Genomic DNA, 23,619 nt, shown 5'->3' with positions numbered 1-23,619 from the left:
CGATAATAGGTAGAATGAAATCAGGGTAATGAGCTATTGCGGCCCATCAGTGCGATCATTGCCGTGTTGCACGCCGCCGTGGTCGTGGTCGCCAACTTCCAGTTCGCCAACCGCCAAGCCACCTTGAGTGACCTCAGTACGACCATTAAGGGTGGTTTGCCCATTATTGGTAAATTCAGGGCCGCTATAACTCATGCCAGATTCGGTAAGCGCCAATGAGGTACCGCCAGCCGTCAAAGTCATTCCACTATCAGTGAGGTGAATGCGCACCCCGCCACTTTTGTTAGTTAAACCAATCCCCTCGGTCGGCAAGCCCGCAATCGCGGTTTGCTGTGAGCGGTAACCGGGGGCAAAGAAAGCATCGGACGGATTAAACATCCGTGCATCCAGTGGTGCTACCGGCCCCCCCTGACTGAGCCAATTGTCGATAGAACGTTGGCTGAAATGAATATAACCCTCGGTACCCGCGGGTAATTCATGAAAAACCGTCCATTCGGCACTGCCAGAAAATTGCACCGGCACATGTTCGATAACGGGGAGTGTCTTAAATTGACCGTCACCGATATGACGCTGAATGCCACACTCCACCACTGCGCGTTGCTGATCGGCGTTATAGCTAATGACTTTGCCGGGCATGCCGATCATCAGGTCACGCACCATATCGCGCTTGAGCAGCATCATGGTGGTATACAGCGGGTTGCTCTCAATCATCATTACCTCAGGGCATACGCCATTGACTGATCAGCGTGGTTTTCCACGTATCACCCCATAAAGTACCTTCGTGGTAGGTACGCAGCACATTAAACTGGCCGGTCTGCTGCTGAATATTCGCCAGATTATTGAGGTCGGAGTTATACATGCCGCTGAAATTGATCGTCCAAAAACTTGAGGTGACATTAATCACATCAGCCGGCTGAATTTGATGATTCATTTTGACGTCAATTTCCATAGTGCTGAGATACCAACGCGGGACGCTTTCCATACCATTTTTAGCGGTGATCTCATGGGTCGCCCATTTTCTGGCGGCTCCCTCTCTGGCTAATAGCACCCGTGATGGCGTGATCATCCAGTAATATTTCCAGTCATCTTTTACGCTATCGAGAATATCGCGACACAAGCGGCCACCAGAATTATAGGAAGTGGCAAAACGTGGTAAGTCGGAAAAGTCACCAATCACTTCAACATCAAGGCCAAAAGCCGCGGCGACATCTTTGAGCATTTCAATAGCAGGAGTATTCGCCCCCCAGGTTTTAAATATAGTGGTATTCCATGCCAGCCCAATCGTGCGGCAATATAACCGCAGGCAGGTATTTACCCCCTCTTTGACCACTTCGACATTGTGAATGCGTCCGCTGAATATCGTGCCGATGTTGTCGCCATAACCGGCTTTTAATACCAGGTTGCCATAACGTTTTTCTTTGTCGTCATAGCGCTGGATCAAGGCGCGGGTGCGTGCTGAAATGCCGTATAGGGTGATTCTGGCAGTAGCATCGACATTCTGCGGGGTATTATCGACAGCAAAACGGATCTCTAATGGCGGCTGATAGGTAAGTTCATCACCACTCACTGGGGTAATGGTCAGTAAGTAATTACGGCCAAAATAGCTACTCATTATCGGGATACCATGTCAGGCGATTATTAATGCCAAGATTGGCGATAGTCGGGGTCTCCCCGGCTAATATCAGTAGGCCAATATCGGTATTGAGTCCCGCCAATAAATTAACGCCAATATGCAAAGCACGCCCCAAAACTACCGGCTCGCCCTGTTCATAAATATCGACGCAGAAATAATTAAAACGGGTGAGCCAGTGCAAACGAAAAACCAAATAGTGATTATTTAATTGCACCCGAAAACGCTGTACCGCGTAACCATTATTTAATGGGATAACTTTCATTACGTGGCCTCGACAAAAACTTCACCAAATGAGTATTCACGTTGCCCCTGAGTGGCAGCACTATCGCCATAGGGTAAGTTGTCATTGGTTTCAGCAACGGTGTCGTAAATAATATTGAGCTGCAACAGTTCAACCACAATCTCCAACCCGCCCTCATTCTCTTTTTTCAATTGGGTGCGGGTATTGGTGATCAGACAGTTTTTATAGGCGGCCCCACGGCTGGCCACTAATTCGAACGGCGTATGTGAGCGCTGTAATTCACGCAATTGCTCGAGTAAATTTTGCGAACGGGTTGAGCGCGATTGTGATCCCAAGCTGCCGGAATAGAGACTGGTGCCAACCGAAGCAGCCACTCCTGCCAGCGCCGCCGCCCGGCCAGAAAGCAAACTGGCCGCCATACCGGTTGTGATACTGGCTCCGGCCCCCAGTAGTCCGGCAATGCTGCTATCTTGCTGGGCCAGCAGTTCACGAAACCAGTTATCGGACACACCGATAATCATGGTTAGCGCCAACGCGCGGGTCACCGCGTTATCGTGGGCGGTATTGGCATCTTCCAGCGGGAACTCACTGACATCAGTACGCAGCTCGCTCGACTCTTCCAGTAATGCATCAAAATAGAGATTGCCGATTTTCGGTCGGTTACGAGTAAATAGTCCGGTAATAGCCATCAGTAGTGCTCCGTATGCATCATGTCGCGCGCTTGCTGGGCCAGTTGAGTGGTGGCCTGTAGCACCCCGTCACGGATGGATTCACTATCACCGCCCACGGTACCCACATTGATAATATTGTGTTGTTCCAGTCTGACATCACCACGGGGCGGGGATGCGGCAACTGATTGCATGGGGGTGGTTTGGCGGTCGCTGTAGCCCTGAATCTCTTCCCATGAACGTTTGGGCTGGGCGTAATTTGATGAAGGTAGCGAGGCCCACACCCCGCCAAGCCCGCTGGTGGCATCAGCAAAATTCCCGTTCGTCACATTTTCTAGCTGACCGGCACGTTGAATAAGAAACAACGCGGCGAGATCCTGACTGCGTGGTGAAAAGTCGGTCAAATTAAGCGCTTTGACGGCATCATCCCAAGAGCCGCTGGTGAACTGATAACGACCGGCAGCCGAGGTTTTATTTTTAGTGCCGTCCGTTTGCGTGAACTCTTTTAATTGCCGTGGGTGGTCGCTGCTGTCATAGAATTGGTCGCCGCCAAACATCGTGTTATAGCCAGAATTAGCATAACTGGCGGTTCCCTCGGCTTTGGATAGCACCTCCAGATACTGGCGAACGTTGGGATCATCAACCAGATTATTAAGGTCGCTGCTATCACTGGGGTAAGGCACGCCGGGGTTATTTTTAGCCCAGTTCTGCCGCCCTATCGCATCAGGATTACTCATGGCTTTGGCATCGTCGGCACTGGTAAAAATATTACCGGGCGTTAATGCCGCCGCCGCGCCGATGGTGACCGGATTGACCAACAAGCGTGACAACCAGCCACGCCCACCAGCTGCACCTGCGGGTGGCTTACCACCGCCAGGTAGCATGCCGCCGACAAACTTTAATGCACCGGCGGTACCGGCCAAACCGGCAGCAGTCAAAATCGCTTTGGAGACTTCGGGATTTTCTTTAATAAACTGATTAATACTTTCTAATATCGCATTGATGATTGACAGTAAGTCGCCACCCATTGAACGGGCCAGATTGTCAAAGTTAGTCGCCAGATCCGCCATCTCTTTATTAAACTCATTGGCTGAGTCAATAAGCTTGGGATCGAGCGGTTTATATAACTCTGCAAAATTTTTCAGTGAGGCATTAAGCCCCTTGCTACCGCCTTCCAATAAGCGGGTAAAAGGATCATTATCACCGCTGCCAATTCCACTGCGCAGATTTCGCCGCTGGTCATTATCCATTTTGCCATAAGCATCTATAAGATACTTGAGCGAGTCCATACCGGTTTTATTGGCAAATTCCGTCGGGTTAAATGCACCATTCCAATAGGCTTTGTCGCCTAACTCCCCTTGTCTGGCACGCTGTTGCAGGTCAGGGATTTTCTGCACAATCTGATTCGCCGCATCCGGACTAAGACCAAGACTGCGCATCGCATAACGTAGGCCGTCAATCTGCTTAACGGTAAAGTTGGTAATCTTACTCAGCCTGTCCATTTCTAATACTGAGGCAGATAAATCAGCGGTCAGGGCTTTTAACCCAACACCGGTACCGGCTGCGGCGGCCAGTTGCAATATGCCGTCTTTAATCCCTTTAACGGCATCATTGGCGGTTTGAAAGCTCTTTGCATCTGTTTCCAGGCCAAGGGAAACCAATAGAGAATCAATTGTCTCTGACATGGAAACCTCATATTTTAGGTATAAAAAAACCCGCTCGATGGCGGGTTTGATGATCAAGTCAGGAATGTAATACTGGCGAGAAGTTAATTGTACATAATTATTATTCGATATCTTTTTTGCTTCTAGCTATTTCTTCCTTGATAAATTCTACGCTTCCTTTTTTGATATCTATATTTTTGCGACACTGTTCAAATTCGGTAGCAACCAAAGAGAAATCCTGTTGAAGCTGATCATTTGGTAAAAGAGAAGATACTCCACGACTTATATCTTCTGAACAATTCACCATTTGCATTGATAATTTAAACATAATCCACTGAAATCCATAGATTGATGATGGAACGCCCAACACGAAGGCTACGAGTCCTATGATTAATTTGTGTTTAAAATCCATGCGATTTAGTGTCACTCTGTAAAAAAATAATGATATTAGCTAATGCCAAATATTCCCGTTTGTTATATGTAACCTGAAAGCAAAAACCCGCCTGAGCGGGTTAGGTGAGCTAATCATCACTTTGACTTAATCGTCCAATCGCAAACACAGATGCCAAGCCTATCAGATCAAGTGTTATTAATGTTCCAGCGAACCATTTATCGCCTCGCCACGCAAAAACAACAGCAATCACCAAAATAAATAAGGTGATAGAGTAAGCCATCCACTGCCCCCTTCTATCCTTCCCAATCGCCCCATTAATGGCTTTATCTTGGATTCCATGCCTGGCTGCTTGTTCTCTTTCCGTTAGGCTGAAAATTCTTTCCGCTGCGCCTGGGAGTATTTTTTCATATTGAGATAGCATTTGCGGTGGCGGCAAGGGGCCTTGAAACATGGATATTTGACGCTTAATACTTGGTTTTTCCAACAAACGTTCAAGTACTTCGGGCTGTTCAATAAGTTCTGATTCAATCTTGTCGACCAGCTCTAGCTCTTTACTATCCGTGCTTTGTTGGCAATCCAGCTCTTTCTTTGGATTTTCCGGAGCCGCTTTTGATTTTTTTTCCATATGATTCAATTACTTTTGCCATATCATTAGAGATAGCTATTAAGTCACCGTGAATCTGCTCACTATCACTGGCAGATTTCACATACTTTTCGTAATTAGTCGAAGGCATGATATCCATGATGCTACCAGCAGCGCGTAAGTACCTACGAGTCGATCGCAACATATATCCTCCGCTGTTCATGCATGTGCTTATGTTGATCATAGCCAAGTGTATTACCAATGCTCATCTTTGAGCAACTAAAGGTTGGGTTAATTTAAGTTAGTTTAAGTTATCTTCAAGTTGGCCTATCCAAATTTAGCTTGTCCCAAGTACAATTTGCTAACACATAGGCAAATCATTCTTCGTCACCACCACCGCCATAATCTCATCTAACACATCATGCATCAGTTGCACATCATCAATGGTGTAAGTGCCATCCAGCATATCAGACCACCTTGCCAGTGGCGGGCAGTGTTGCCCGGCACCGGCGCAAGGTCGCCATAAAAACCAGTCTACGCGGGAGGGTGCTGCGGATTGTTTTCCGCGCTTTTTCCCTCGCCGCTGAGTTGCCAAAAAGGGCCGATATTTTCCCTCAGTACCTGTCCCAGCAATACCAGGTAATTATGGGCCTCATCTTGGAACAGGTTTTCGCCCACCGGGATGTTATCGGATTGGCGAACGATGCTACCGCTGTTAAAACACAGCTCTTTCAAGCGGTTTAAGCTCATCATATCGACGGAAGCTAAACTGGCCGCCATACCCATTGCGGTGACATTGGGATTGATCGCCGGTAACAAACCAGACTTAGCGGCGATTTGCAGCATTTCCACCTGATCTCTGGCCGGCGATGTTGCCCCGCGAAAAAGGGTGTCACCGATCACGACTTCAATTTGACGCCCCATAATTAGGTTTCCTCTGAGTCAGCAAATTCAAAAATAAATTGTTCATCCGACACGCCACTTTTCCCGGCGCGGGTGGCTGAGCCACGGTTAGTCATGATGCCGTCGAACCCGGCAAAGCGTTCATCGGTGCCGGTCTGTGAAAAGGTAAAGGTGGCATCAATACCGGATTTTTCCACCGCTAATAACTGGCGTGCCTGCACCGAGCCAGGGATCAGGTTGATGGTCAAGCGTTTGGCGCGGGTTTTATTGTCCAGCCGTACTGACGTGCCGCCGATACCGCGTTTTAGCGCGGCACGAGGTTCTAAATCTTCAATGGTGATCGGTGGGTCGGTATCACCAAAATCATCAATCGGGATACCAAAGACGGTGAGGTTAGAGCCATCAGCGCCGTATCTGTGCATGGTCATAAGGGATTACTCCACGGTGGCATTGATTTCAGCGATATGACCGGCACGGCCTAAAATCACTAACAGGGTGGTTAATGGATAAACGCGCTTTTTGCGTTGGTCGGAGGTCAGCGCAAGGACATCCTCAGGGCGGGAGCGGATAACAAAACCAAAATCAGCCACTTTCGTCACGCCATCGTCAGGATCAACATAAGAGCCAGTACCGAGTACACCATTATTGAAAAAGCGTTTGCAGGTAGCTGCAATCGTAGACAGCAATCCGTCATAGTCGCGGGGCGTTAGCGCTCGTTTGGTACCGACATTAGCTATGTAGTTATAGCCGTCCACCTGAATATGGTTTTTCAATACATCCAGATTGACCACATCATCAATAAATTCGCCATAGGACGACATCGATTTACTGTTGATCACCCGGCTGTTATCAATTTGCCCGGCCAGTTCAATTTTGGTGAAAAATACCGCGTTCTTGGCTTTTAAGGCATTGTAAGCACTGGTGGCCATATCATCGCCCATCACCCCCGGTAACACCTGATACTCGCCGGTAATGGCGGTGTTTAACCCTGTTGGTCTGAATTTATGGAACGCCGCGGCCAATTGCACCATTGAATAGGCTTGGGTCGGGTCAGTAGTCACGGATTCAGCGGTTTTATAGCCTGCAAACACATGGCGGTTACCTTTGCTTTTCAGCAGTGATACCACATCCTCCACCTTGTTCTGGTCAGCAATGTCGTTAGCGCTAAATGTCCACCAGACCGGATGACTATTGGCATCAGACCAATCGGCCAACTGGAGAATAATGTCATTGCTGGTTAAATCGCTGGCTTTAAAGAAGTAGTGATAACGCCAAATACGATCAGTGGCGCTATTCACAATTTCCAACAGTGAATTTTCTTCGTTTTTCATCCAGACGGTAATTTGTGGCGGTTTGGGAATTTGCGCAAAGTAGCGGGTGGCAATGTAATAAATCGGGCTGTCAGTTTGGAAATCTGCGCCTAGTTCTGGCAGTGATGCATAGTCACGGAATGAATCTGCATCAAACTTACCTCCCTCAACTAAATCTGACGGATCAGCAAAGGTCAGCGCACTGGAAAAATCACCGTAGCCCAACCCTGCCGCCGTCAGAATAAGATTGACGGGGATAATATTATCAACCGGATAAGCCATAAGAGCTGTCTCTTTCTCTAATTTGAATGTCAAACCCTGCAGCGCGTAATAGCGCGTAGGATACGGTTTTCTCAATGAATAAATGGATATCAGCCTGATAGCGCGGCTGTAGTCCGGCTTGTAACAGTCCGGTAAGATTTCGGAGATTGCTGGAGAAACGCCAGGCGATTTTGTGACGGAACAGATAATCACTGACGGGCGTCAGGAAATTGGCGTTAGCTAAATGCATAGCGGCGGTCGCCGCACCGCTATTGAGCAAATTGACCGACAGTAAAAACTCCATTGAGGTACAGGCTATTTCTTGCAAGTCTTGCCACTCCTCCCCTAGCGCCGGATCAGTTTCAGCAATGGCCGGAATAAATTGGCGCTTGCGCCGCGTTTGCCCATAGGCCCGAACCGGCACCGGGTTATAAGTGGCATATAAGCTATTACCTATTGGTGGGTTACGGCCTTGATCGGCTAATACAACACGTTCGAGGGGGACTGCAGCGGCGAGTGAAATGAGTTGCTGAAATACCGGATACATCTCTTCAATGGTTTCCATCAGCCAGTACCTCGATAACGTTCAACCAGTGCACGGCAAAAGCTGCGCCAAGGCCGGTTATCACAAGCCACCACCCGCCATTGCCGCATTGCCAGCCCGTCGCTGAATTCCAGTAAGTCGCTAAATTTCCCCTCATCATCGGGCCAAAGATAATGCACACCATCGTTGATGTGTACCACTCGCAGATCCTGCGGGTTAGCCGTGCCGCCCATGCCGATCAGCATTTGAATATCTTTCCATTTTGCCGACTGCACATTCACCTTCTGCAATTCGGTGACCTGCGGTTCTCCCTGCTGCCAAATACCTCCGAGGCCGCTATAGTCACCCGCAGTCGGTCGAATTAATCGAATGCCTCCCTCGATAGGCGAATTAAAGGTGGCATCAATATGTCCGTGCATATCCAAGCCATTACCGAACATGATTAATCCTCCACGATATGAGTAAGTGCGCCTTTTAGCGTACCGTGGTTAACCAGCGGGGTTGCGGAACCTTTAGCGGCAATCGTGGCATCCGCATTGCCTGGTTGAATACCGGCTTCTATCGCCTCCTGGCAATAACCCACCGCACGCGCACCAATCTGATCCAGCATTTGGAATGCCGTGATTTCGCCGCGAGTGACCTGCGCCGTCAGCACACGAAAGGCTTTTTTGATGTTGTCCTGATTTTGTCGCAGTGGCACCCGCAGAAATGAGCGCTCAGGGATACGCCCGTCAGCTGAGCCAAATTCCTGTACCGCACCAATCACCACAATGGGAGCACCATCTTCATACACCCCTGTCCCCTCCGGCAGCCCCACCAGCACTCGACGTTTTGCCGTTGCCCGCTGATGGATCTGGCGCAATTTCTGCGCCAGTTTTGTCCCGCCCCGTACTTCGGCCCGAAGTTTCATACCATCATGGCCCCGGTACCGGCTCGGCGGCGCAAGCGCAGGAACTCCACCCCGTAGGTGGTCAGTGGTAAATCACCATTGATATTGAGATCGTCAGCAGTCACCGCCGGAACCGCAAAAGAGGTGGATTCATCACCGACCGATTTTGATGAGATGGCATAAGCCGCCCCAACATCACCACTGATAGCCCTTTTACGCATCACCAACCGGTGGGCAGCAAAGGCAAACAGGCCACGTTTTTTGATTGATGCCGGGCGGGCATGATATTTCAGCCAACGTTGGCCGGTTTCCGAGTCGCCCTCCTCCAATGCCTGAATCACTTCGCGCTCAGCCCATAAGGTGGTATCGCTGAACTCCGGGTAATACTCGCGAAAGTCAGCCACAATTTGTGCAGTAATATCCACATCGCCCCCTAAAGTAAAAACCCGTCACGCGGACGGGTTATCAATGTTATCGGTATCATCCGCTGAGGTTTCTGGCTCCGTGACATCATTCTGCGCCAGCTCGGCTTTTTTGCTATCAATCGCCTTTTGCAAGGTTAACGCTTTAGCCGCCGAGGGTGCTTTTTTACCAAATAAGGCTTCATATTCATCACGTACCGCAGTGATATCCAGCCCACTATCATCTGCATGCTCATTAAGTGGAGCATCGAATTGTTCGGCGCGCATCATGCCTGCCTGAGTAAATAAGTGGCGAGTAAAGTTGCCATTCACCGCCGCTGAATGTCCAACAGCAATCGTGATGCGTTGGCCGGTTTCCTCATCGGTCACCGTCAGCGGTGATGTGTGCAAGTTAGTGAGTTCAAACATGATTAAACCCCATCGACATAGTGAGCGGCTTTAGGAATACGCCATTCAGTGCCACCGGTACGTAAAACGGCTGGCACTTTGAAATTAACGTTGTCTGGTGTGGCTGGTGCGAGGAAGCGCAGTGGCATCACATCGTGGCCTTTCACTACTCGCATATCTTTTTTGTACACCACCAGGCGATCTTTCTTCGCTGCCCCGGCTCCAGCCAGCAAGACATCATCATCAAAATCCATATCTTTGAAGTTAGTGCGCAGGAATTCCAGCAAGGTGACATTTGAAGCGTTATGAGTTGATAACAGGGTGCGCATCAATAATTGATGTTGTTCCGAGGGCAGAACAAAACCATTAGGGCGGTGAACCGTGACGGTATTCTTCAGGTACACTTGGTTATAAGCGGCACCAAAGAAATCAATGATCGGTTGGGTACCCTTGGTAGGGATAGCAGCCACCAACTCGACTAAGGTCGCCGGAGCCGCCTCCACCCCCACATTGGAACTGGTATACAGCCCCTCGCCAATGTCATTGTGACCGAGCAAGTAAATCTTATTCAGACCTTGTTCAACCACATCTCGCACCGCCTGACCGCGCTCCGCATCCAAATTGACGTTATTGAGCATGGCAAAACCGATTTCCTCAATGGAATAGGTGTAACCCAGCGCGGCGGTTTTGATCTCATGGAAGCCCTGATTCATGGCGATATCCACCGTCGGCACATCAGTCGAATTCGGGCCAAATACCTGCAACTCACCACGGGCATCAATCGAGCGGAACGCCACCACTTTTACCCAGTCGGGCGCACTGTTATCCAGCGGCAGCAATGTGCTGTACTTAAACTGCGGATATTCCAGCCGATAAATTTCCGATTCAATATGGGCGGCCTGTTGCACCAGAAAAGAGAGCGCCGATACTGGGCTGACGTCAAATACACTTCGTTTCATGAATATGTTCCTTTAATTTTACTCGCCGCCAGCAGCTGCAGGTGTAGATGCCAGAATGCCATCAACGCGAATTTCACCCACTTCACCGGCCACTACATCATCAACCCAGCGGACAAAATCTAATTCAACTCCGGTACCGCCTGCGGTTAACCGGCCCTGATTCACCCCTACGGCTGTAATGACTGTTACGGTTTCGCCTGCGCTGGCACCATCGACACACAAGGCAAACATCGGCCCACGACGCAGTAACGACGCCACATGATTGACCTCATAACCCACTTCATAATCTGGCGGATTGGTCGGCACGCTGTTGCTGAATACCGCCATCGAACGCACGGTAAAACCGATAATCTGGGCGGTGGTAGTGGTCGGCGTGACAGGTGCACAAGAACGCGCGCCCACCCCACGCATCACTGCCCGACCAAAGGACACCATTTTGGTTTCCACCCGACGCGAGACCACTTCACAGACATCCGTGGTTGAAATTTGGCCCTCGTAGGCTTTACCGCGCCATTTGGTGAATTCACTCTGAGCAATCGCCATTATTTATTCTCCGCTTGTTTGCCATAACGTTTGTCCAGCCAGCTTTGGCGCACGCTATCACGGGTAGTTTGTGCATCGCCGGTTTTGACTTTCTTCATATCGCGACCCAAATTGATGATGGAGTCATTAACCTCATTTTTATCATCCGGATCATCGTCGTCCTCGTTTTCGCGCCGCTCTTCTTCGGCGTCGAAATAAGCTGCCAGGTAAGCATCCGGGGCTTTATCCCATGAGGGGTATTTGCGGCATTTGATCCCGGCACTGTCCAGCGCGGCACGTTTGATTTTCAGCGGGTCTACCGCGTCACAGCTAAATTCTGCACCGGCAATTTTGATAGCAGAGTCACGCGCTGCCACCACATCGGCCAGCCGCTTCGAAATCGCATCCTCAGACGATTTTTCTTTTAATGCCGCGATTTCTTCATCTTTGGCATCGGCTTTGGCTTCGGCCTCCTCTTTTTTCTGTTCAGCTTCATCCTTGGCGGCTTCGGCTTTTTCCTGCCCTTCCTCTGCGTCGCTAACACGTTTTTTTAGCGCATCCATCGATGATTGGATTAGCTGCTGGGTCGCTTCGTCAGCCACCTCTACGCGCACGCCGGAATCCAGCACAACTTTATACATGGGGGTTACTCCCTTGGGTTTACGGTCAAATAACCGCGCCAGGTGTCCGGCTCTGGCCTGATCACACAGTGCGATATGGTTGATGGTGATGGTGCATTGAATAAATTCATAGGCAGTACCGCAGGGCGCGATACCGGGGGCATAACGGTATTCAGAGGTATAACCGGCGGATAATTCCTCTTTATTTTGGTTGATGGCATCAATGGCGTACTGATCTTTAATCAGCAGATCGACCACCACATAATCAGGGTCATCAACATCTTGTCGCCCCGGCGAAATGGCATGCCCTGCGGTAACCTGCTTAAAAGTTTGGGCATTCACCAAATCATCAGGGTGATCAATGGTGACGTCTTTATTGTCATAACTGGCCAGACTGACCGGATCAAACACCTCAGCCGGTGGCCGGTACACATTGACGATTTGACCGGGTGGCCTGTCTTTTAATCCCAGTTCGGAGGCGAGATATTGCTGCACACCGACGCGCGCAACCCGCCCGGGGACTTTTAAATAGCCCTCAGGGGTCATTTCTCGTTGGGAATTAATCGGAAAGGACACGCGGTCACGAACGGCGATCCGCATAATATATCCTGTTAGTAATCAAGCCCCTTGATTTGGGGAATGGCATGACAGCGGCAACCAATATGGGCTCTGCCGGGGAATAATCCGCTTTCACCGTGATAAGCCGCACCCTGCGACCAAAGATAAATACCTGCGCCATAACCCACATCAGTGCGGGAAATTTCAAAGCATTTGATTTTGGCCCGTGGGTATTTACCGGCGGGATTACCGGACACACGTACATCTTGTGAGGTAGACCAACGAAAACGGTTAATTCCCGCGCCGACCTGCCGAGTGTGAGTAATATCACTGCGGATTTTGGCAGTTTGGTCGCGGGAAATAAGATGCGCACGCTGATAGCTGGCACCGGTCACTTGCTGGAGATTTCTGACCATGGTGCTGAGCGAGTCACCGCGCGTGATGCTGTCCATCACTTCGCGCTGAATATCATCGAAATAATCAGTCGACAGTGACTTAATCAGGGCGACATTACTTTCGACCGAGGCATCGAAATAATCCACTAATGATTCATTGACCATTAATGAGGTCATATCAATACCGATAGCGCGATTAATTTGCTCAACAAATGCCGCAGAGCTTTCAGATTCTGCGCGACTCACCACGCGTTGGGCTAATCGGTCAGCCTGACGGCCCATCACCGAGCTATTGAATTTGTCGGCGGCCTGCCTGATTGACTGTTTGATGATATCGACCAGATAGCTGTCAGCGGTATAATTACGACGCAGAACCGGTGATAATACTTCATCAATCGACTGGGCCATCATCCGAACCATTTCACGTAACTGAGCACGATAATAACGTTCGGTTTCATCTGTCAGTTTAACTGGCCTGAGTTGCGCCCTCCGACGCGGCGGCTGGTTTTTTATCATCGCCTGCAGTGTTGCCAAGCCGGAATTGATAATCACCTTGCCGCTCGGCTGACTCATCATCTTCAAGTCGGGTGATGTCATCTTCTTGAATACCATAAACCCCTTGCTCCATCAGCTTACGGGCCACTTGCGACGGCAACACCACTTTTTGCTGGAGACGGATATCATCAGCCTGTGCATCAGCCAGTCGCTGAGCCGATATCTCGCTATCAGTTGGTTGTGACAGTGGCGCAAAGGTAAAATCCAGACCATCAGGCATAGTGCCAAGGGTCGAACGCACCAGCACCTCATCCAGTTTTTTCAAAAATGGGCGGTATTTCGCTTCCTGATCCCCTTTGATGGTGCTGAAATAATTGTTCTGGTCGCCTTGCCCTGAATCCCCTAGTCCTTTGGCCTGTACGCCGAAGATGCGAGTCATCGGAATACCTGATGCGCCCGCCGTCCACTCCATTAGTACCGCCAACACTTCTCCCAAGCCGCCGAATGAGATTTGCTTGCGATCAAAGCTCTCTTTGGAATCCAGCAGCGCCAGCCGAAATAGCGATTTCATCATGCCAAAAGTGTTGTAGCGTTTGGCTATGGCTTCATCCATATCGCCAGATGCTAAGTCAGTGGCTAAATTTTCTTTGCTGATGATGTCGATATTGGCTTCCAGAATTAGCGAAGAAATCCCCCCTTTGGCGGCGACGGCATCTTTCACATCCTCAAGACAGCGCCTCAAACGGCTATCATCCCAACCACCGTTAATCATGCGTAACCGCATCGGCAAGGCAGCACCGGGCGCACGAACAAAATGGCTGAAATGGATTTTCTGCTGGCCGCCGTTTACCAGGTAGTAATCCGGCTGCATAAAGTTTTCGGCTAGCGGGTTAGAAACGTTGTATTGCTGCCCATTGATCAACATGCGATCCAACACCAGCAAGCGCTTAAGTGAGCCTTTTTTAATATTCTTTAATTCCAATTCATGAGACAGGTCTTGGTCGGTCAGCATCAATACCCCCGCCCCGCCATACAATCCGGCCCATTTAAAGGACTCTTGGGTGACCCCTTGAATATTGAACTGGTTTTCAGCATTGCGTAGTGCGGTAGCATCATCTGACGGAAATGAGCGCCATTCGCGAGTGGCATCATCAACCGGAATATCAATAATCGAACGGGCGATCCAGTTTTCAGTATAAGCCGCCTCCAACTCGGCAAAATCTTGCATCGCGCCATACATAAAGCGGCTATACATGCGCCGGTCACGGTCGGTACCCATGCCAGTCATCACATTCGACAAACCATCAGCAGTCAGGCGAATGCGGGGTTTACCGCCAAAATCCAGTGTTTCACTCATCGTTAAACCCACTTGTCATAACTGATGCTGCCACCAGCAATTAATTCGATCTCTATCGAATCCATCATTGTATCGAGGATGTCGTCGTTTTTATGGCTGTCATCTGCTGAGAAATCAGCGCATTCCGTCAGTGCAGGCAGCACCCAATCGGTCGAGGCAGCCACCGCGCCATCCCAGTAATACACCTGCGGGATTTTTTGACCATCGTCGGTCATCAGTGCCGGAAGATAGACACAACCGGTTTTCATCTGCGGAATGGTATTCAGGCAGCGGATCAGCTTGTTTTGGCCCGAACCGCGGGGAATAGTTAAAATGGGAATACTTTTACGTTTGACTAGTGTGGTAATCAGACCTTGCCCAGCTTGCTTATCCTCAATCCCCATATGGCGTAATGGCGCGGGGCGTTTCGGATTATACGGCCGCCATTTCTCCCATAAGTCTTGGGCTGTGGTCAGTAAGTCCTCCGGGTCCCAGCGGCCACGCACACTGTCAATAATGTAGAGATTGCCATCAACCCCCATCCCCACCAGGGTAAAGACGGTGTAATCGTTATAATCTTCAATTTTGCCGGAGTTGGTATCAACATAAACGGCGCGGTGAGTCAGCGGGGGTAAATGGGTGTAGCGTTTAAACCAGTCGGTATCAATTAACCCGCCAGTCAATGCCCGTGGGCGCTGCATATATTGCGACATGAAAGTGTATTCATCGCTTTCCCACAACCGTAGCAAATCACCAACATATTCGTTTACCGGCCAGTAAGACCAATAACGCACCCCGCCGACCACCACACTTTCACTATTTTTAACCGAGAACCAGCATTGTGAGCGCCACGGCTCCGGTAACGCATCGATGTATTCTTCACTGACCAGTGCCGGAATAGTGATGTGGTGAAAATCCACCCCCATCTTGCCGGACAGCATAAATCCGGTAGCGTCGTCGGTATGAAGTCTTTGCTGGATAGAAACAAACGGGGTTGGATGCTCTTTGCTCTTATCACCGCGTCGTGAGCGGATGGTGTTCACCAAAATACGGTTCGCACTGGCCCGTTTGGTGGCCGAAAACATATCTTCGGGTTTGTTGTAATCATCCAACCCAACAAAACCGGAAAAATCAGGGCCGGGGAAACCCGCACGACCACCGGTTAATTGCCCACCGCTGGAGCGTGAAACCGTCTGCCCCACCATTCGGCCACGGCTATTAACGATTTCCCACTCTTCCGCCTGATTAATACCAAAGCGGCAAGGCCACAGTGATTGGTACTCAGGGCTGGCGATAATATCGCGGGTGCGGCGGCTATTACGTTTTACCAGTGTGTCAGCAAACGACACATTGAGATTTCGAAAGCGCCGTAACTGGCCAGTCTGCACCAACATATTGATATAGGCTGGCAAATGAACCGAAATAAACTCGGTTTTAGTCCCACCTGGCGGCACGTTCACAATCAGGTTGCGCGGTTGCAGCCGGTTATTGACCAAATCATCCAGCTTTGCGGCCATCATTTTATGATGCCAGTTCACCAGTAACCGGTCACTTTGCAGCAGCTCAAACCAAATGCGAGTGAAATTAAGAAAAGACTTTTCCGATCGGGATTTCAGGGCGACACGCGACGGGAAATCCAGATTTTCCCATTCGAGAATATCGCTCATGTGGTGATCCTGCTATCGCGCCATGGTTGGGTGATTTATCGCCATTATTCCCCTTGCACTTTTTGCCCGATAGGGACAAAATGACATTTGTAATTACAGATGTCATTACATAAGTGAGGTTCAAAGATGGGTAACATTAATATTCGCATTGATGATGACTTAAAAGATCGTTCTTATGCGGTACTGGAAAAACTGGGGGTCACCCCCTCTGATTTGCTGCGCCAGACACTGGAATATGTGGCACAAAGTGGCAAACTGCCCTTTAAATCCGTGTTGCTGACCGATGAAGATCAAGCACTGGTCGCCGTAGTCAGAGAACGTTTAGCCAATCCACAACCGGTCAGGGTGTCACTGGATGACTTATAATCTTGATTTTGATCGCCGGGCGCTAAAGGAATGGCATAAGCTCGGCGATACCGTACGTCAGCAATTTAAGAAAAAGCTACTCGAAGTGATTAAAAATCCACGCGTTGAAGCCAATAAACTGCGCGACTTACCTGATTGCTACAAAATAAAACTACGCAGCGCCGGATACCGCCTGATTTATCAGGTGCAAGACGAAAAAATCACGGTTTTTGTGGTTGCCGTGGGTAAACGGGATCGTGAAGAAGCCTACAGTGAAGCTGGCAAGCGCGTCTGATTGTCAGTATTCAATCCAACCCCGGCAATTTACCCTCTAGCATCTGCTGTGCTTTCGCATAATCTTCTGGCATGTAATTCACCTGGCTAATGGCACCACCATCAGGGCCGCTGATTTCGGTCTTATTTTTCAGCATACCCAAATGCTGCCCGACCATTTTTAGCGCGTCGTCCTGATTACGAGTAATGACTTCTAAGCCAAACTTGCCCTGCTTGACTCCGGCATAAAGGCGGCGTGCCGAAATCGATAAATCCCGCGAATCATGAAAATGCGCCCTGCCTTGCCCCTCACCATTACAACGTGGGCAATCTGGATTGGGATCGAGCGTACTGTCAAAACCGTAACCGCCATCATCCAGTGGCGCAGGTTTTCCGTTATTAGTCCTTTTCTCTGACTCTTCCTGATATTCCTGCTCGTTAATCCACTGGTATTTATTTTCAATCCCCCAACAGTGGCGGCAACATAAACGACGAAACTCTGAAATTTCGTTGGCGTTGGCCGTGGCAATATCCCACCACCAATTTAAAACGGCATCCTGCGTGATATGCGTCCGTTTCTCTCTGGCTTCCATAGCATCGCGTATGGCTCTGTTTACCGATACATGGCGATACAACCGACGGGCAGCGGCAGCACCGGTTAATCCCTCGCATTTATATCCGGCCCGTTTATATGCCGTAGTCTTATCTAAATCAATTAAATACTCACTGACAAATTTCGCCTGCATATCGTTAAGCCCGTATCTACTGGCGATAGAGCAGCTTTCTTCAATTTGATTTTCAATTGGTGAGCAGTTTGAATTGATTTGGTTTTCAATTGGAGTGATTGATTTTTTATCTTTGGTTCGCAGGTTCGCACCGGAATGATGCGAACCTGTTTTGCGAACCTTTTCGGGCTTAGGCCATTCATCAGCTTTAGCCCTCTTCCGTATTGCAGTATCACTGACACCGTACTTTTCAGCTAATGCGCGAATTGAAAGTTGTCCGGCACAGTATTCGCGCTTTATCGCCTCCCAATCCGGCTTTTTCATTTTTTACTCACATTTTGGTTTTAAATGCTCCAGCAAGAAAATCATGGCTCGCGTGTCGCCTTTCTTGGCTTTGATAAACAGAGAATTGGATATATCCGCTATCCCTTTAGCTTTTCCCCGGCGAACAGCCAGCCGATAAAGCGAGATTGCTGATTTATCTCTTCTTAAATTATCAATGTCGATTTCTAGTGTGTCGGCTATCTGCTGTTCGGTTAATCCACGCCCTGCCAATGCCTCCACCTTATCTAGCGTCGGCTTATCCATCGTCATGCCCTCTTGGGATAGGGTTTATGACGTGACATCAGGATTTTTTTCATTTTCTTGTCGAGAGGCATCAGGTATTTATGCTTTCCTGACGTTTTAAACTCTTGGGCATTGGGGTCTAAATGCTGGCGGATTGATTCAAGGTTTTGCTTTACCCCTTTGGCTGAAACACTGCGCGGATGGGTTTTCTTACCCTTGATAATGAATGCACCCACCGTTCCGGCCCCAAATAACCCCTCATATATCCAATTGGTGGCCTGATAAATTCCGCCATGATGATTTTGGTCTTTATCTGCATAGGAGACGATTAGCCGCAGACCAGGGCAAACATCAGCAAGAAATTTAATCGCTTTAGCCAATATCTGACTAACTGGCGATATATGCTGGCGTAATGCTACACGGGTCAGTTCGCAAACTTGATCCTGCTGCAAACTGTATGGCTGCCCGATATGGTTATTAGCGCCGCGGCTAAAAATAACGACGCCAATAAATTTCCCATCTTCCCACGCACCCACTTTTACTAATTTTCCGACCGGAACCGCTTTAGCATAATGCCAGTTAAGGCATGCAAAGCTGGCCGCCTGATGAGTCGCCCAATCCACCGTGAGTGTTGTCATAAAACACCCCCGCAGTGTGGGCAGAGTTTGGCGTCCAGGTGATCGAGCTTTCCCTGATCATCTTCGTTACCAGGCAGAAAATCGACATTCAACATTTGATCGATTTCATCAGACGAAAATCCGGTTAGACCAAGGTCAAAATTTTCTGCCAATAAATCATTTAATTCCAAAGTTAAGAGATCCTGATCCCATCCGGCATTCAGCGGCAATTTATTGTCAGCAAGACGATAGGCTTTTTTCTCAGACTCCGTTAACCCAGATAATGTGATGGTTGGAACTTGTTCAATACCACACTGCTCTGCTGCCAATAAACGACCATGACCCGCGATTACCTCTCCCCGTTCATCAATAAGAATTGGGTTTGTCCAACCGAACTGTTTAATACTCGCCGCAATTTCATCTACCTGCTCTGCTGAGTGGGTTCTGGCATTTTTTGCGTAAACAATCAACGAACTGAGTGATTTATAGGCTATCTCTAATTTATTCTGATTTTTTACTATGGTCATTTTGCATGTTCCAACTATTATGACCCTGCTCTCGAGAGCAAGTGGGCCTTGGTTCGTACTCATGACCGATCCTGTGGGTATGAATGGCCGTTAGTAGCTCCAACTACCAGCGGTCGCCCACCTTCCTAAATAAAAAAACCACCAGCAACCATGCTCAGGGTGAGCGGAAGGTGTTACTGATGGCTTTGCTTGCGCATTATCAATGGCACTCAGTGAATGCCATCTGTAATGCAGTTAATATTATAATTGCGTATACAATAGGTAATACATTGAAGATTCAAGACATAAACCTAGAGTATTTCAGGCCCTTTAGTAAACTAATAACTCAATCATGCGCAAGCATCGCAAGTTATTTTGTAGTAGTAAGTATCGTATTCTTAATGAGCTTTAGAGCCTCCTGTATTCATCCTACATCTGATAATCTCATTAGAAATATTACGGTCGCTATCAGCGTATTTTTAATACTTTGTTGTGCACTTGACCTAACTATACGCATCAAAGACACTTTACAGCCCAAAAGTCGGCCAAATATGATGATTTTATGGTTCTTCGCTACTTGCGCGTTTTTGATGTCGGAATTCACCTTGTTTGCAGCTGTGGACCAATTGTTTTCAACAAATATGACATGTGAAAATTTAGCTATTAAAGCAAAATAGTTCTGCTGGTGGTCAGTGATATTGACATAACCGCCAAATATACAAAAGCCGTGATTAAACGGCTCATCCATTATTTGTGTTCAAATACAAACCTACGTGAATATAGATTTATTAATAATTTTACAAACTCATCTTTAGTTGTATTGCCAGCAAGGTAGCCATTGAATCTATCGATAAGCTCATTAAATAACTCACTCTCTACCTTTCCATCGAAAAGATGTTCCGTCGCTACCCAACACCCATTACAGTTCTCATAGGTTGCAACTAAATTTTTTAGGCCTCTCGCATATTCAATGAGATTATATTTCTCAGAACCTGCGGCATCACCCATAAGTATCAAACTGTTACCTGCCGCAGCCAACTGCATGTCAAATCTATCAGGCATAAATATGAACGACTGCCTAAAGTTTAGAAGGGATTTTTTGAAACCCATTTTAGCTTTTACTTTTTCCTGCTCCCTCCATGTACTCAAAGCTTTTGCGGCATAAATAAGAGCTACACATGTCACAATAACTGAAGCCCAAGTTCCTAACGCTGATATAGCTTCCCAATTCATAGCTTTCTCCCTCTAATGAGATAAGGAAGATTACCATTATTGGTACTGATCAATGAGTTTCCTTCAAAATATTCTGTCGCCAGCCAATAACATCATCGAGCCGCCCCTTACAGATCCGTAGTTCGCGTTTTAATGCCAGCGCATAAAGACCACTATCTCCCCAAGTGGTACCGCCGAATTCCGGCACTTCACATTCAATTAATGCAGACTCTGGCGGTAGCAATACAGGGCAGGTAACTGCCAGCCGTGGTACCGACTTACTCGCGCAGGATGTTAATGCTAGCGTCAGGCATGCGCTGAATAGCACACTCATCATCTGACGACGCTGCCAGAAACCGCTTAAGCCGGTCTTCACTTTCATTGCGTAGTTTCCTTTCATTCTCTAGCTGGCGGGTTGTAGCTGCTCGGTTGGCGGCTTCATTCACCTGGTATGCATCAATGACGTTTCCCAGTGCCATGTTTGTGGCTTGCTCATCACTCAGCGATTTTTCCGCTTTTTGGATATCATTTGAAAGTCGATAACTGTTAAAGAACAGAGCCGACACAATAACCACCAGCACAGCAATGACTATTCCAATGGCCTTATTCATCCAGCCCCCAACAGGTCAGTTCGCTTTCCTGTGCACGCCGTTCTATCTGCCCATAACAGTTATTTGAGCGGATATTGCAATCTTTACCGCCGTCATATACCCAGCGTTTGATTTCAGAGCATGCGCCTTTGCGGTCGCCCGCATTGAGTTTTTGGTAAAAGGTGGAGGTAAAACATTTACTCGGGCCGATGTTATAGGGGCAAAACGACGCGATACCGGCAATCTGTGGTTCAGTCAGCGGTACCCGGACATTTTTCTTCACCCAGCTAATAGCCTTGTCAGCCTCCAACTGATTGACCGCAGCGCACTTGTCTGCTGACAGCTTCATCCCTTTCACTACCGGTTTGCCATCAACTTGAGTAGCACCACGGCAAATAGTCCAAATCCCCTTTCCATCTGGATAAGCTACCAGCCGGTTACCCTCTTTCTCATCCAATAGCTGATCAAAAATTATGGTGGCCGGTGCTGCAACCATAATCAGAGCCAGGACAGCCGCGCTTAATTTGCTTTTGGTCAAGGCCATCACTCACCATCCGGTTTATAGCCGTGGCGACGATCCCAAATCTTGACGCCAGCATTAAGCATGAATGTCAGGGCCATAAAGAATAACGAACCAAGCACACCAATTACCGTCCACTCATCAGGGGTGAAGCCAGCTATCAGCTCTTTAGCCCAAAAAATAAAACTACCACCCGACGCCAGGTAGGAAGCATTAGAAGCGATATTGCTCATTTTCATGATCTCCCCCTCCCTGATGGGTTGGGTATGAAGCGAAAAGAAAATGCGCCACAATCACATGATAATCATAGTTATTGCAGATTATTTGGGCGCAAAAACGACAAAACCCCGCAAAAAGCGAGGTTTTTTTTGATTGTGTAAGCTACGTGACTAAGTAACCACTCTTATCACAGTACAATCATTTTTGCGTACGCGTTAGCATTTTTGTAAGATGTTATTACGAAAGATAAATCTCTCTTAAGTCTAAAAGGCTGAGCTAATGGAAGATATAGAGCTTAATGTTCTTGATTTGTATCTTGATACAGATAACCCGAGACATGAACCAATTAAAGATAGGAATAGTATAATTTCACACTTGGTGAAACATGAAAAAGTGAAAACTCTTGCAAAAGATATATCCGAAAGAGGAGTCAGTCCTCTTGAGTTATCTGGCGTAATCGTGAATGAACAAGGAAATCATATTGTTGTAGAAGGTAATCGCCGAATTTGTGCACTCCTATTGCTAAATGACCCAGCTTTGGCCCCTGAGGGAGAAAAGAGTTATTTCGATTCGTTATCTAAAGGTAATATTTTAATCCCCCAAAAAATAAAATGCATTAAATTTTCTGATAGAGATGAAGCAAAAACATGGATTGAGTTACGACATAATGGAGCCCAAGGTGGTGCTGGCCTTCTAAGCTGGGACGCAAATCAAAAAGCTCGATTCTTTAATGCTTCTGAGAATACATTAGCTTTAAAAATTTTAGATTATGCTGCTCTTAAAGGCTTAATATCTGAAGAGGATCGGCAGTCAAAAATTTTAACTACTGCGGCTCGTTTTCTTGGAAATCCCTATTTTAGAAAAACTCTTGGTATTACTACTGGCCGTTCAGATCCAGAAGTAAAAATTGATGTCGAACAAATCGCGTTTGATAAGGTTATCAAAAGATTCATTAGCGATCTATTAGATGACAATAATGAAAAAGTCAGTTCAAGATCAAAGAAATCTGACTGGGAGAGCTATGCCAGACAATTACAACAAGAAGGAGTGGCACCGATCTCTTATGGGGAAGAGAGACCGCTAATATCCGAGAAGAAAAAAGAAGATAGTAAGAAAAAAGTAGATGTAAGAAATAACCCAAGCCCTGACTCAAGGAACTATATAGTACCAAGTGATTTCAAAGTCATAATAAATGATAAAATATTAAAAAGAATATTTGATGAGCTTAAGAATGTTAATTGTAATGAGTTTACTTTAGCTTCATCTCTAGTATGTAGGGCCTTTCTAGAAAATTTATATGCCTTATATTACGAAAAGTTATTTGGCAATTTTCCAGATAAAATGCTGACACACTTAGTTTTAGATAAAATCCTTAAAAGTTTCGAGAGTGATGAAATAAAAGGTACACTGACAAAGAAAGAGAAGAGTGCTTCGGGGGCGTTGAGGCGTGTTCAGACAAATGAAAATAATGTTCTATCACCCAGAACTCTAGGAGCTTTTGCTCACGGAGGATGGTACCCCGATCCCAAACAACTAAAAAGGGAATGGGACAATATTACACCAATTCTATTATTTATGTTAAAAAACATATAGT

32 protein-coding genes are annotated in these 23,619 nt (G+C 47.7%); 3 read left to right on the top strand and 29 right to left on the bottom strand.

All coding sequences use genetic code 11. The features are described from left to right. Positions 1–33 precede the first annotated feature (33 nt). From FTA91_RS02690 to terL, 21 genes are all read right to left on the bottom strand, one after another. On the bottom strand, positions 34–711 hold the full coding sequence (locus tag FTA91_RS02690; RefSeq protein WP_129199248.1) for a Gp138 family membrane-puncturing spike protein: 678 nt from the start codon (positions 709–711) through the stop codon (positions 34–36). A 7-nt stretch (positions 712–718) separates the two neighbouring features. Beyond that, entirely contained in the window at positions 719–1,612 is an 894-nt protein-coding gene (locus FTA91_RS02685; RefSeq protein ID WP_129196008.1) for a baseplate hub protein, read from the bottom strand. After that, positions 1,605–1,895 carry a phage baseplate plug family protein gene (locus FTA91_RS02680; protein ID WP_046694911.1) on the bottom strand — a complete coding sequence of 97 codons (291 nt, stop codon included), beginning with the start codon at positions 1,893–1,895 and terminating at the stop codon, positions 1,605–1,607. Before FTA91_RS02680 ends, FTA91_RS02685 begins: the two co-directional genes overlap by 8 nt. Continuing rightward, positions 1,895–2,563 (bottom strand): phage baseplate protein, encoded by a 669-nt coding sequence (locus tag FTA91_RS02675; RefSeq protein WP_019079697.1) that lies wholly within the window; start codon positions 2,561–2,563, stop codon positions 1,895–1,897. The genes FTA91_RS02680 and FTA91_RS02675 overlap by 1 nt, the downstream gene beginning before the upstream one ends. Beyond that, positions 2,563–4,227 carry a glycoside hydrolase family 24 protein gene (locus FTA91_RS02670; RefSeq protein ID WP_145582927.1) on the bottom strand — a complete coding sequence of 555 codons (1,665 nt, stop codon included), beginning with the start codon at positions 4,225–4,227 and terminating at the stop codon, positions 2,563–2,565. The genes FTA91_RS02675 and FTA91_RS02670 overlap by 1 nt, the downstream gene beginning before the upstream one ends. A gap of 100 nt (positions 4,228–4,327) precedes the next feature. Further along, positions 4,328–4,534: a hypothetical protein gene (locus FTA91_RS02665; protein WP_145510126.1), complete on the bottom strand. Its 207-nt coding sequence runs from the start codon at positions 4,532–4,534 to the stop codon at positions 4,328–4,330. A gap of 193 nt (positions 4,535–4,727) precedes the next feature. After that, positions 4,728–5,225 (bottom strand): DUF2335 domain-containing protein, encoded by a 498-nt coding sequence (locus tag FTA91_RS02660; protein WP_145510127.1) that lies wholly within the window; start codon positions 5,223–5,225, stop codon positions 4,728–4,730. 492 nt (positions 5,226–5,717) lie between these two features. After that, entirely contained in the window at positions 5,718–6,107 is a 390-nt protein-coding gene (locus FTA91_RS02655) for a hypothetical protein (protein WP_050291215.1), read from the bottom strand. Between the two features lie 2 nt (positions 6,108–6,109). After that, positions 6,110–6,514 carry a hypothetical protein gene (locus FTA91_RS02650; protein ID WP_025378479.1) on the bottom strand — a complete coding sequence of 135 codons (405 nt, stop codon included), beginning with the start codon at positions 6,512–6,514 and terminating at the stop codon, positions 6,110–6,112. Between the two features lie 6 nt (positions 6,515–6,520). After that, positions 6,521–7,678 (bottom strand): DUF3383 family protein, encoded by a 1,158-nt coding sequence (locus FTA91_RS02645; protein ID WP_145582925.1) that lies wholly within the window; start codon positions 7,676–7,678, stop codon positions 6,521–6,523. Then, the gene (locus FTA91_RS02640) at positions 7,662–8,222 is read right to left on the bottom strand and encodes a phage neck terminator protein (protein ID WP_145582923.1); all 561 of its coding nucleotides are present in this window, start codon (positions 8,220–8,222) and stop codon (positions 7,662–7,664) included. The genes FTA91_RS02645 and FTA91_RS02640 overlap by 17 nt, the downstream gene beginning before the upstream one ends. Then, the gene (locus tag FTA91_RS02635; RefSeq protein WP_145582921.1) at positions 8,222–8,641 is read right to left on the bottom strand and encodes a hypothetical protein; all 420 of its coding nucleotides are present in this window, start codon (positions 8,639–8,641) and stop codon (positions 8,222–8,224) included. Before FTA91_RS02635 ends, FTA91_RS02640 begins: the two co-directional genes overlap by 1 nt. 2 nt (positions 8,642–8,643) lie before the next feature. Beyond that, positions 8,644–9,111 (bottom strand): hypothetical protein, encoded by a 468-nt coding sequence (locus tag FTA91_RS02630; protein ID WP_145582919.1) that lies wholly within the window; start codon positions 9,109–9,111, stop codon positions 8,644–8,646. Further along, positions 9,108–9,515: a DUF4054 domain-containing protein gene (locus FTA91_RS02625; protein WP_025378620.1), complete on the bottom strand. Its 408-nt coding sequence runs from the start codon at positions 9,513–9,515 to the stop codon at positions 9,108–9,110. The genes FTA91_RS02630 and FTA91_RS02625 overlap by 4 nt, the downstream gene beginning before the upstream one ends. Before the next feature lie 24 nt (positions 9,516–9,539). Continuing rightward, entirely contained in the window at positions 9,540–9,920 is a 381-nt protein-coding gene (locus tag FTA91_RS02620) for a hypothetical protein (protein ID WP_145582917.1), read from the bottom strand. A gap of 2 nt (positions 9,921–9,922) precedes the next feature. After that, positions 9,923–10,858, bottom strand: coding sequence for a DUF2184 domain-containing protein (locus tag FTA91_RS02615; RefSeq protein ID WP_145582916.1), 936 nt, complete (start codon positions 10,856–10,858; stop codon positions 9,923–9,925). Between the two features lie 18 nt (positions 10,859–10,876). After that, the gene (locus FTA91_RS02610; protein WP_145582914.1) at positions 10,877–11,401 is read right to left on the bottom strand and encodes a structural cement protein Gp24; all 525 of its coding nucleotides are present in this window, start codon (positions 11,399–11,401) and stop codon (positions 10,877–10,879) included. After that, positions 11,401–12,600: a DUF2213 domain-containing protein gene (locus FTA91_RS02605; RefSeq protein ID WP_145582912.1), complete on the bottom strand. Its 1,200-nt coding sequence runs from the start codon at positions 12,598–12,600 to the stop codon at positions 11,401–11,403. Before FTA91_RS02605 ends, FTA91_RS02610 begins: the two co-directional genes overlap by 1 nt. A gap of 11 nt (positions 12,601–12,611) precedes the next feature. Then, positions 12,612–13,469, bottom strand: a complete 858-nt coding sequence (locus FTA91_RS02600) for a phage minor head protein (protein ID WP_235896820.1) — start codon at positions 13,467–13,469, stop codon at positions 12,612–12,614. Beyond that, positions 13,420–14,805 carry a DUF1073 domain-containing protein gene (locus FTA91_RS02595; RefSeq protein ID WP_145582911.1) on the bottom strand — a complete coding sequence of 462 codons (1,386 nt, stop codon included), beginning with the start codon at positions 14,803–14,805 and terminating at the stop codon, positions 13,420–13,422. Before FTA91_RS02595 ends, FTA91_RS02600 begins: the two co-directional genes overlap by 50 nt. 2 nt (positions 14,806–14,807) lie before the next feature. Then, positions 14,808–16,451 (bottom strand): phage terminase large subunit, encoded by a 1,644-nt coding sequence (gene terL / locus FTA91_RS02590; RefSeq protein WP_050094903.1) that lies wholly within the window; start codon positions 16,449–16,451, stop codon positions 14,808–14,810. A 126-nt stretch (positions 16,452–16,577) separates the two neighbouring features. Between terL and FTA91_RS02585 the strand changes: the two genes are divergently transcribed. Then, complete coding sequence (locus tag FTA91_RS02585) at positions 16,578–16,817, top strand: type II toxin-antitoxin system RelB/DinJ family antitoxin (RefSeq protein WP_012105237.1); 240 nt, start codon at positions 16,578–16,580, stop codon at positions 16,815–16,817. Then, positions 16,807–17,091, top strand: coding sequence for a type II toxin-antitoxin system RelE family toxin (locus tag FTA91_RS02580; RefSeq protein WP_012105238.1), 285 nt, complete (start codon positions 16,807–16,809; stop codon positions 17,089–17,091). The genes FTA91_RS02585 and FTA91_RS02580 overlap by 11 nt, the downstream gene beginning before the upstream one ends. Positions 17,092–17,101: 10 nt before the next feature. Here the strand turns inward: FTA91_RS02580 and FTA91_RS02575 are convergent, their stop codons facing one another. From FTA91_RS02575 to FTA91_RS02535, 8 genes are all read right to left on the bottom strand, one after another. Further along, the gene (locus tag FTA91_RS02575) at positions 17,102–18,118 is read right to left on the bottom strand and encodes a terminase small subunit (protein WP_145582909.1); all 1,017 of its coding nucleotides are present in this window, start codon (positions 18,116–18,118) and stop codon (positions 17,102–17,104) included. 3 nt (positions 18,119–18,121) lie between these two features. Continuing rightward, entirely contained in the window at positions 18,122–18,388 is a 267-nt protein-coding gene (locus tag FTA91_RS02570) for a hypothetical protein (RefSeq protein ID WP_235896819.1), read from the bottom strand. Further along, positions 18,385–18,999, bottom strand: coding sequence for a Mom family adenine methylcarbamoylation protein (locus FTA91_RS02565; protein ID WP_145582907.1), 615 nt, complete (start codon positions 18,997–18,999; stop codon positions 18,385–18,387). The genes FTA91_RS02570 and FTA91_RS02565 overlap by 4 nt, the downstream gene beginning before the upstream one ends. Further along, the gene (locus FTA91_RS02560; protein WP_145582905.1) at positions 18,996–19,505 is read right to left on the bottom strand and encodes a ParB/Srx family N-terminal domain-containing protein; all 510 of its coding nucleotides are present in this window, start codon (positions 19,503–19,505) and stop codon (positions 18,996–18,998) included. Before FTA91_RS02560 ends, FTA91_RS02565 begins: the two co-directional genes overlap by 4 nt. A 726-nt stretch (positions 19,506–20,231) precedes the next feature. Next, positions 20,232–20,717, bottom strand: coding sequence for a hypothetical protein (locus FTA91_RS02555; RefSeq protein ID WP_052489937.1), 486 nt, complete (start codon positions 20,715–20,717; stop codon positions 20,232–20,234). A 49-nt stretch (positions 20,718–20,766) separates the two neighbouring features. Then, on the bottom strand, positions 20,767–21,078 hold the full coding sequence (gene lysC / locus FTA91_RS02550) for an Rz1-like lysis system protein LysC (protein WP_145554115.1): 312 nt from the start codon (positions 21,076–21,078) through the stop codon (positions 20,767–20,769). 221 nt (positions 21,079–21,299) lie between these two features. Next, on the bottom strand, positions 21,300–21,830 hold the full coding sequence (locus tag FTA91_RS02540) for a lysozyme (RefSeq protein ID WP_145582893.1): 531 nt from the start codon (positions 21,828–21,830) through the stop codon (positions 21,300–21,302). Next, a complete protein-coding gene (locus FTA91_RS02535; protein WP_005174491.1) occupies positions 21,830–22,045 on the bottom strand; it encodes a phage holin in 216 nt (71 codons plus the stop codon). The genes FTA91_RS02540 and FTA91_RS02535 overlap by 1 nt, the downstream gene beginning before the upstream one ends. A 259-nt stretch (positions 22,046–22,304) precedes the next feature. Here FTA91_RS02535 and FTA91_RS20020 point away from each other — a divergent pair, with 259 nt between their 5' ends. Then, positions 22,305–23,618 (top strand): hypothetical protein, encoded by a 1,314-nt coding sequence (locus tag FTA91_RS20020; protein ID WP_186377337.1) that lies wholly within the window; start codon positions 22,305–22,307, stop codon positions 23,616–23,618. Position 23,619 lies beyond the last annotated feature (1 nt).

This window comes from Yersinia thracica, from assembly GCF_902170565.1.
Taxonomy (GTDB): domain Bacteria; phylum Pseudomonadota; class Gammaproteobacteria; order Enterobacterales; family Enterobacteriaceae; genus Yersinia; species Yersinia thracica.
This window is presented reverse-complemented; position numbering and strand designations above follow the sequence as displayed.

What these genes read in the sequence shown, in the direction of transcription:
- FTA91_RS02610 (WP_145582914.1), bottom strand. Translation starts at nt 11,401, where the DNA reads ATGGCGATTGCTCAGAGTGAATTCACCAAATGGCGCGGTAAAGCCTAC.
- FTA91_RS02535 (WP_005174491.1), bottom strand. Translation starts at nt 22,045, where the DNA reads ATGAAAATGAGCAATATCGCTTCTAATGCTTCCTACCTGGCGTCGGGT.
- FTA91_RS02680 (WP_046694911.1), bottom strand. Translation starts at nt 1,895, where the DNA reads ATGAAAGTTATCCCATTAAATAATGGTTACGCGGTACAGCGTTTTCGG.
- FTA91_RS02635 (WP_145582921.1), bottom strand. Translation starts at nt 8,641, where the DNA reads ATGTTCGGTAATGGCTTGGATATGCACGGACATATTGATGCCACCTTT.
- FTA91_RS02655 (WP_050291215.1), bottom strand. Translation starts at nt 6,107, where the DNA reads ATGGGGCGTCAAATTGAAGTCGTGATCGGTGACACCCTTTTTCGCGGG.
- FTA91_RS02565 (WP_145582907.1), bottom strand. Translation starts at nt 18,999, where the DNA reads ATGACAACACTCACGGTGGATTGGGCGACTCATCAGGCGGCCAGCTTT.
- FTA91_RS02675 (WP_019079697.1), bottom strand. Translation starts at nt 2,563, where the DNA reads ATGGCTATTACCGGACTATTTACTCGTAACCGACCGAAAATCGGCAAT.
- FTA91_RS02645 (WP_145582925.1), bottom strand. Translation starts at nt 7,678, where the DNA reads ATGGCTTATCCGGTTGATAATATTATCCCCGTCAATCTTATTCTGACG.
- FTA91_RS02560 (WP_145582905.1), bottom strand. Translation starts at nt 19,505, where the DNA reads ATGACCATAGTAAAAAATCAGAATAAATTAGAGATAGCCTATAAATCA.
- FTA91_RS02605 (WP_145582912.1), bottom strand. Translation starts at nt 12,600, where the DNA reads ATGCGGATCGCCGTTCGTGACCGCGTGTCCTTTCCGATTAATTCCCAA.
- FTA91_RS02630 (WP_145582919.1), bottom strand. Translation starts at nt 9,111, where the DNA reads ATGAAACTTCGGGCCGAAGTACGGGGCGGGACAAAACTGGCGCAGAAA.
- FTA91_RS02575 (WP_145582909.1), bottom strand. Translation starts at nt 18,118, where the DNA reads ATGAAAAAGCCGGATTGGGAGGCGATAAAGCGCGAATACTGTGCCGGA.
- FTA91_RS02555 (WP_052489937.1), bottom strand. Translation starts at nt 20,717, where the DNA reads ATGAATTGGGAAGCTATATCAGCGTTAGGAACTTGGGCTTCAGTTATT.
- lysC (WP_145554115.1), bottom strand. Translation starts at nt 21,078, where the DNA reads ATGAAAGTGAAGACCGGCTTAAGCGGTTTCTGGCAGCGTCGTCAGATG.
- FTA91_RS02540 (WP_145582893.1), bottom strand. Translation starts at nt 21,830, where the DNA reads ATGGCCTTGACCAAAAGCAAATTAAGCGCGGCTGTCCTGGCTCTGATT.
- FTA91_RS02570 (WP_235896819.1), bottom strand. Translation starts at nt 18,388, where the DNA reads ATGACGATGGATAAGCCGACGCTAGATAAGGTGGAGGCATTGGCAGGG.
- FTA91_RS02595 (WP_145582911.1), bottom strand. Translation starts at nt 14,805, where the DNA reads ATGAGTGAAACACTGGATTTTGGCGGTAAACCCCGCATTCGCCTGACT.
- terL (WP_050094903.1), bottom strand. Translation starts at nt 16,451, where the DNA reads ATGAGCGATATTCTCGAATGGGAAAATCTGGATTTCCCGTCGCGTGTC.
- FTA91_RS02690 (WP_129199248.1), bottom strand. Translation starts at nt 711, where the DNA reads ATGATTGAGAGCAACCCGCTGTATACCACCATGATGCTGCTCAAGCGC.
- FTA91_RS02670 (WP_145582927.1), bottom strand. Translation starts at nt 4,227, where the DNA reads ATGTCAGAGACAATTGATTCTCTATTGGTTTCCCTTGGCCTGGAAACA.
- FTA91_RS02640 (WP_145582923.1), bottom strand. Translation starts at nt 8,222, where the DNA reads ATGGAAACCATTGAAGAGATGTATCCGGTATTTCAGCAACTCATTTCA.
- FTA91_RS02665 (WP_145510126.1), bottom strand. Translation starts at nt 4,534, where the DNA reads ATGTTTAAATTATCAATGCAAATGGTGAATTGTTCAGAAGATATAAGT.
- FTA91_RS02585 (WP_012105237.1), top strand. Translation starts at nt 16,578, where the DNA reads ATGGGTAACATTAATATTCGCATTGATGATGACTTAAAAGATCGTTCT.
- FTA91_RS02620 (WP_145582917.1), bottom strand. Translation starts at nt 9,920, where the DNA reads ATGTTTGAACTCACTAACTTGCACACATCACCGCTGACGGTGACCGAT.
- FTA91_RS02580 (WP_012105238.1), top strand. Translation starts at nt 16,807, where the DNA reads ATGACTTATAATCTTGATTTTGATCGCCGGGCGCTAAAGGAATGGCAT.
- FTA91_RS02660 (WP_145510127.1), bottom strand. Translation starts at nt 5,225, where the DNA reads ATGGAAAAAAAATCAAAAGCGGCTCCGGAAAATCCAAAGAAAGAGCTG.
- FTA91_RS02600 (WP_235896820.1), bottom strand. Translation starts at nt 13,469, where the DNA reads ATGATAAAAAACCAGCCGCCGCGTCGGAGGGCGCAACTCAGGCCAGTT.
- FTA91_RS02615 (WP_145582916.1), bottom strand. Translation starts at nt 10,858, where the DNA reads ATGAAACGAAGTGTATTTGACGTCAGCCCAGTATCGGCGCTCTCTTTT.
- FTA91_RS02685 (WP_129196008.1), bottom strand. Translation starts at nt 1,612, where the DNA reads ATGAGTAGCTATTTTGGCCGTAATTACTTACTGACCATTACCCCAGTG.
- FTA91_RS20020 (WP_186377337.1), top strand. Translation starts at nt 22,305, where the DNA reads ATGGAAGATATAGAGCTTAATGTTCTTGATTTGTATCTTGATACAGAT.
- FTA91_RS02650 (WP_025378479.1), bottom strand. Translation starts at nt 6,514, where the DNA reads ATGACCATGCACAGATACGGCGCTGATGGCTCTAACCTCACCGTCTTT.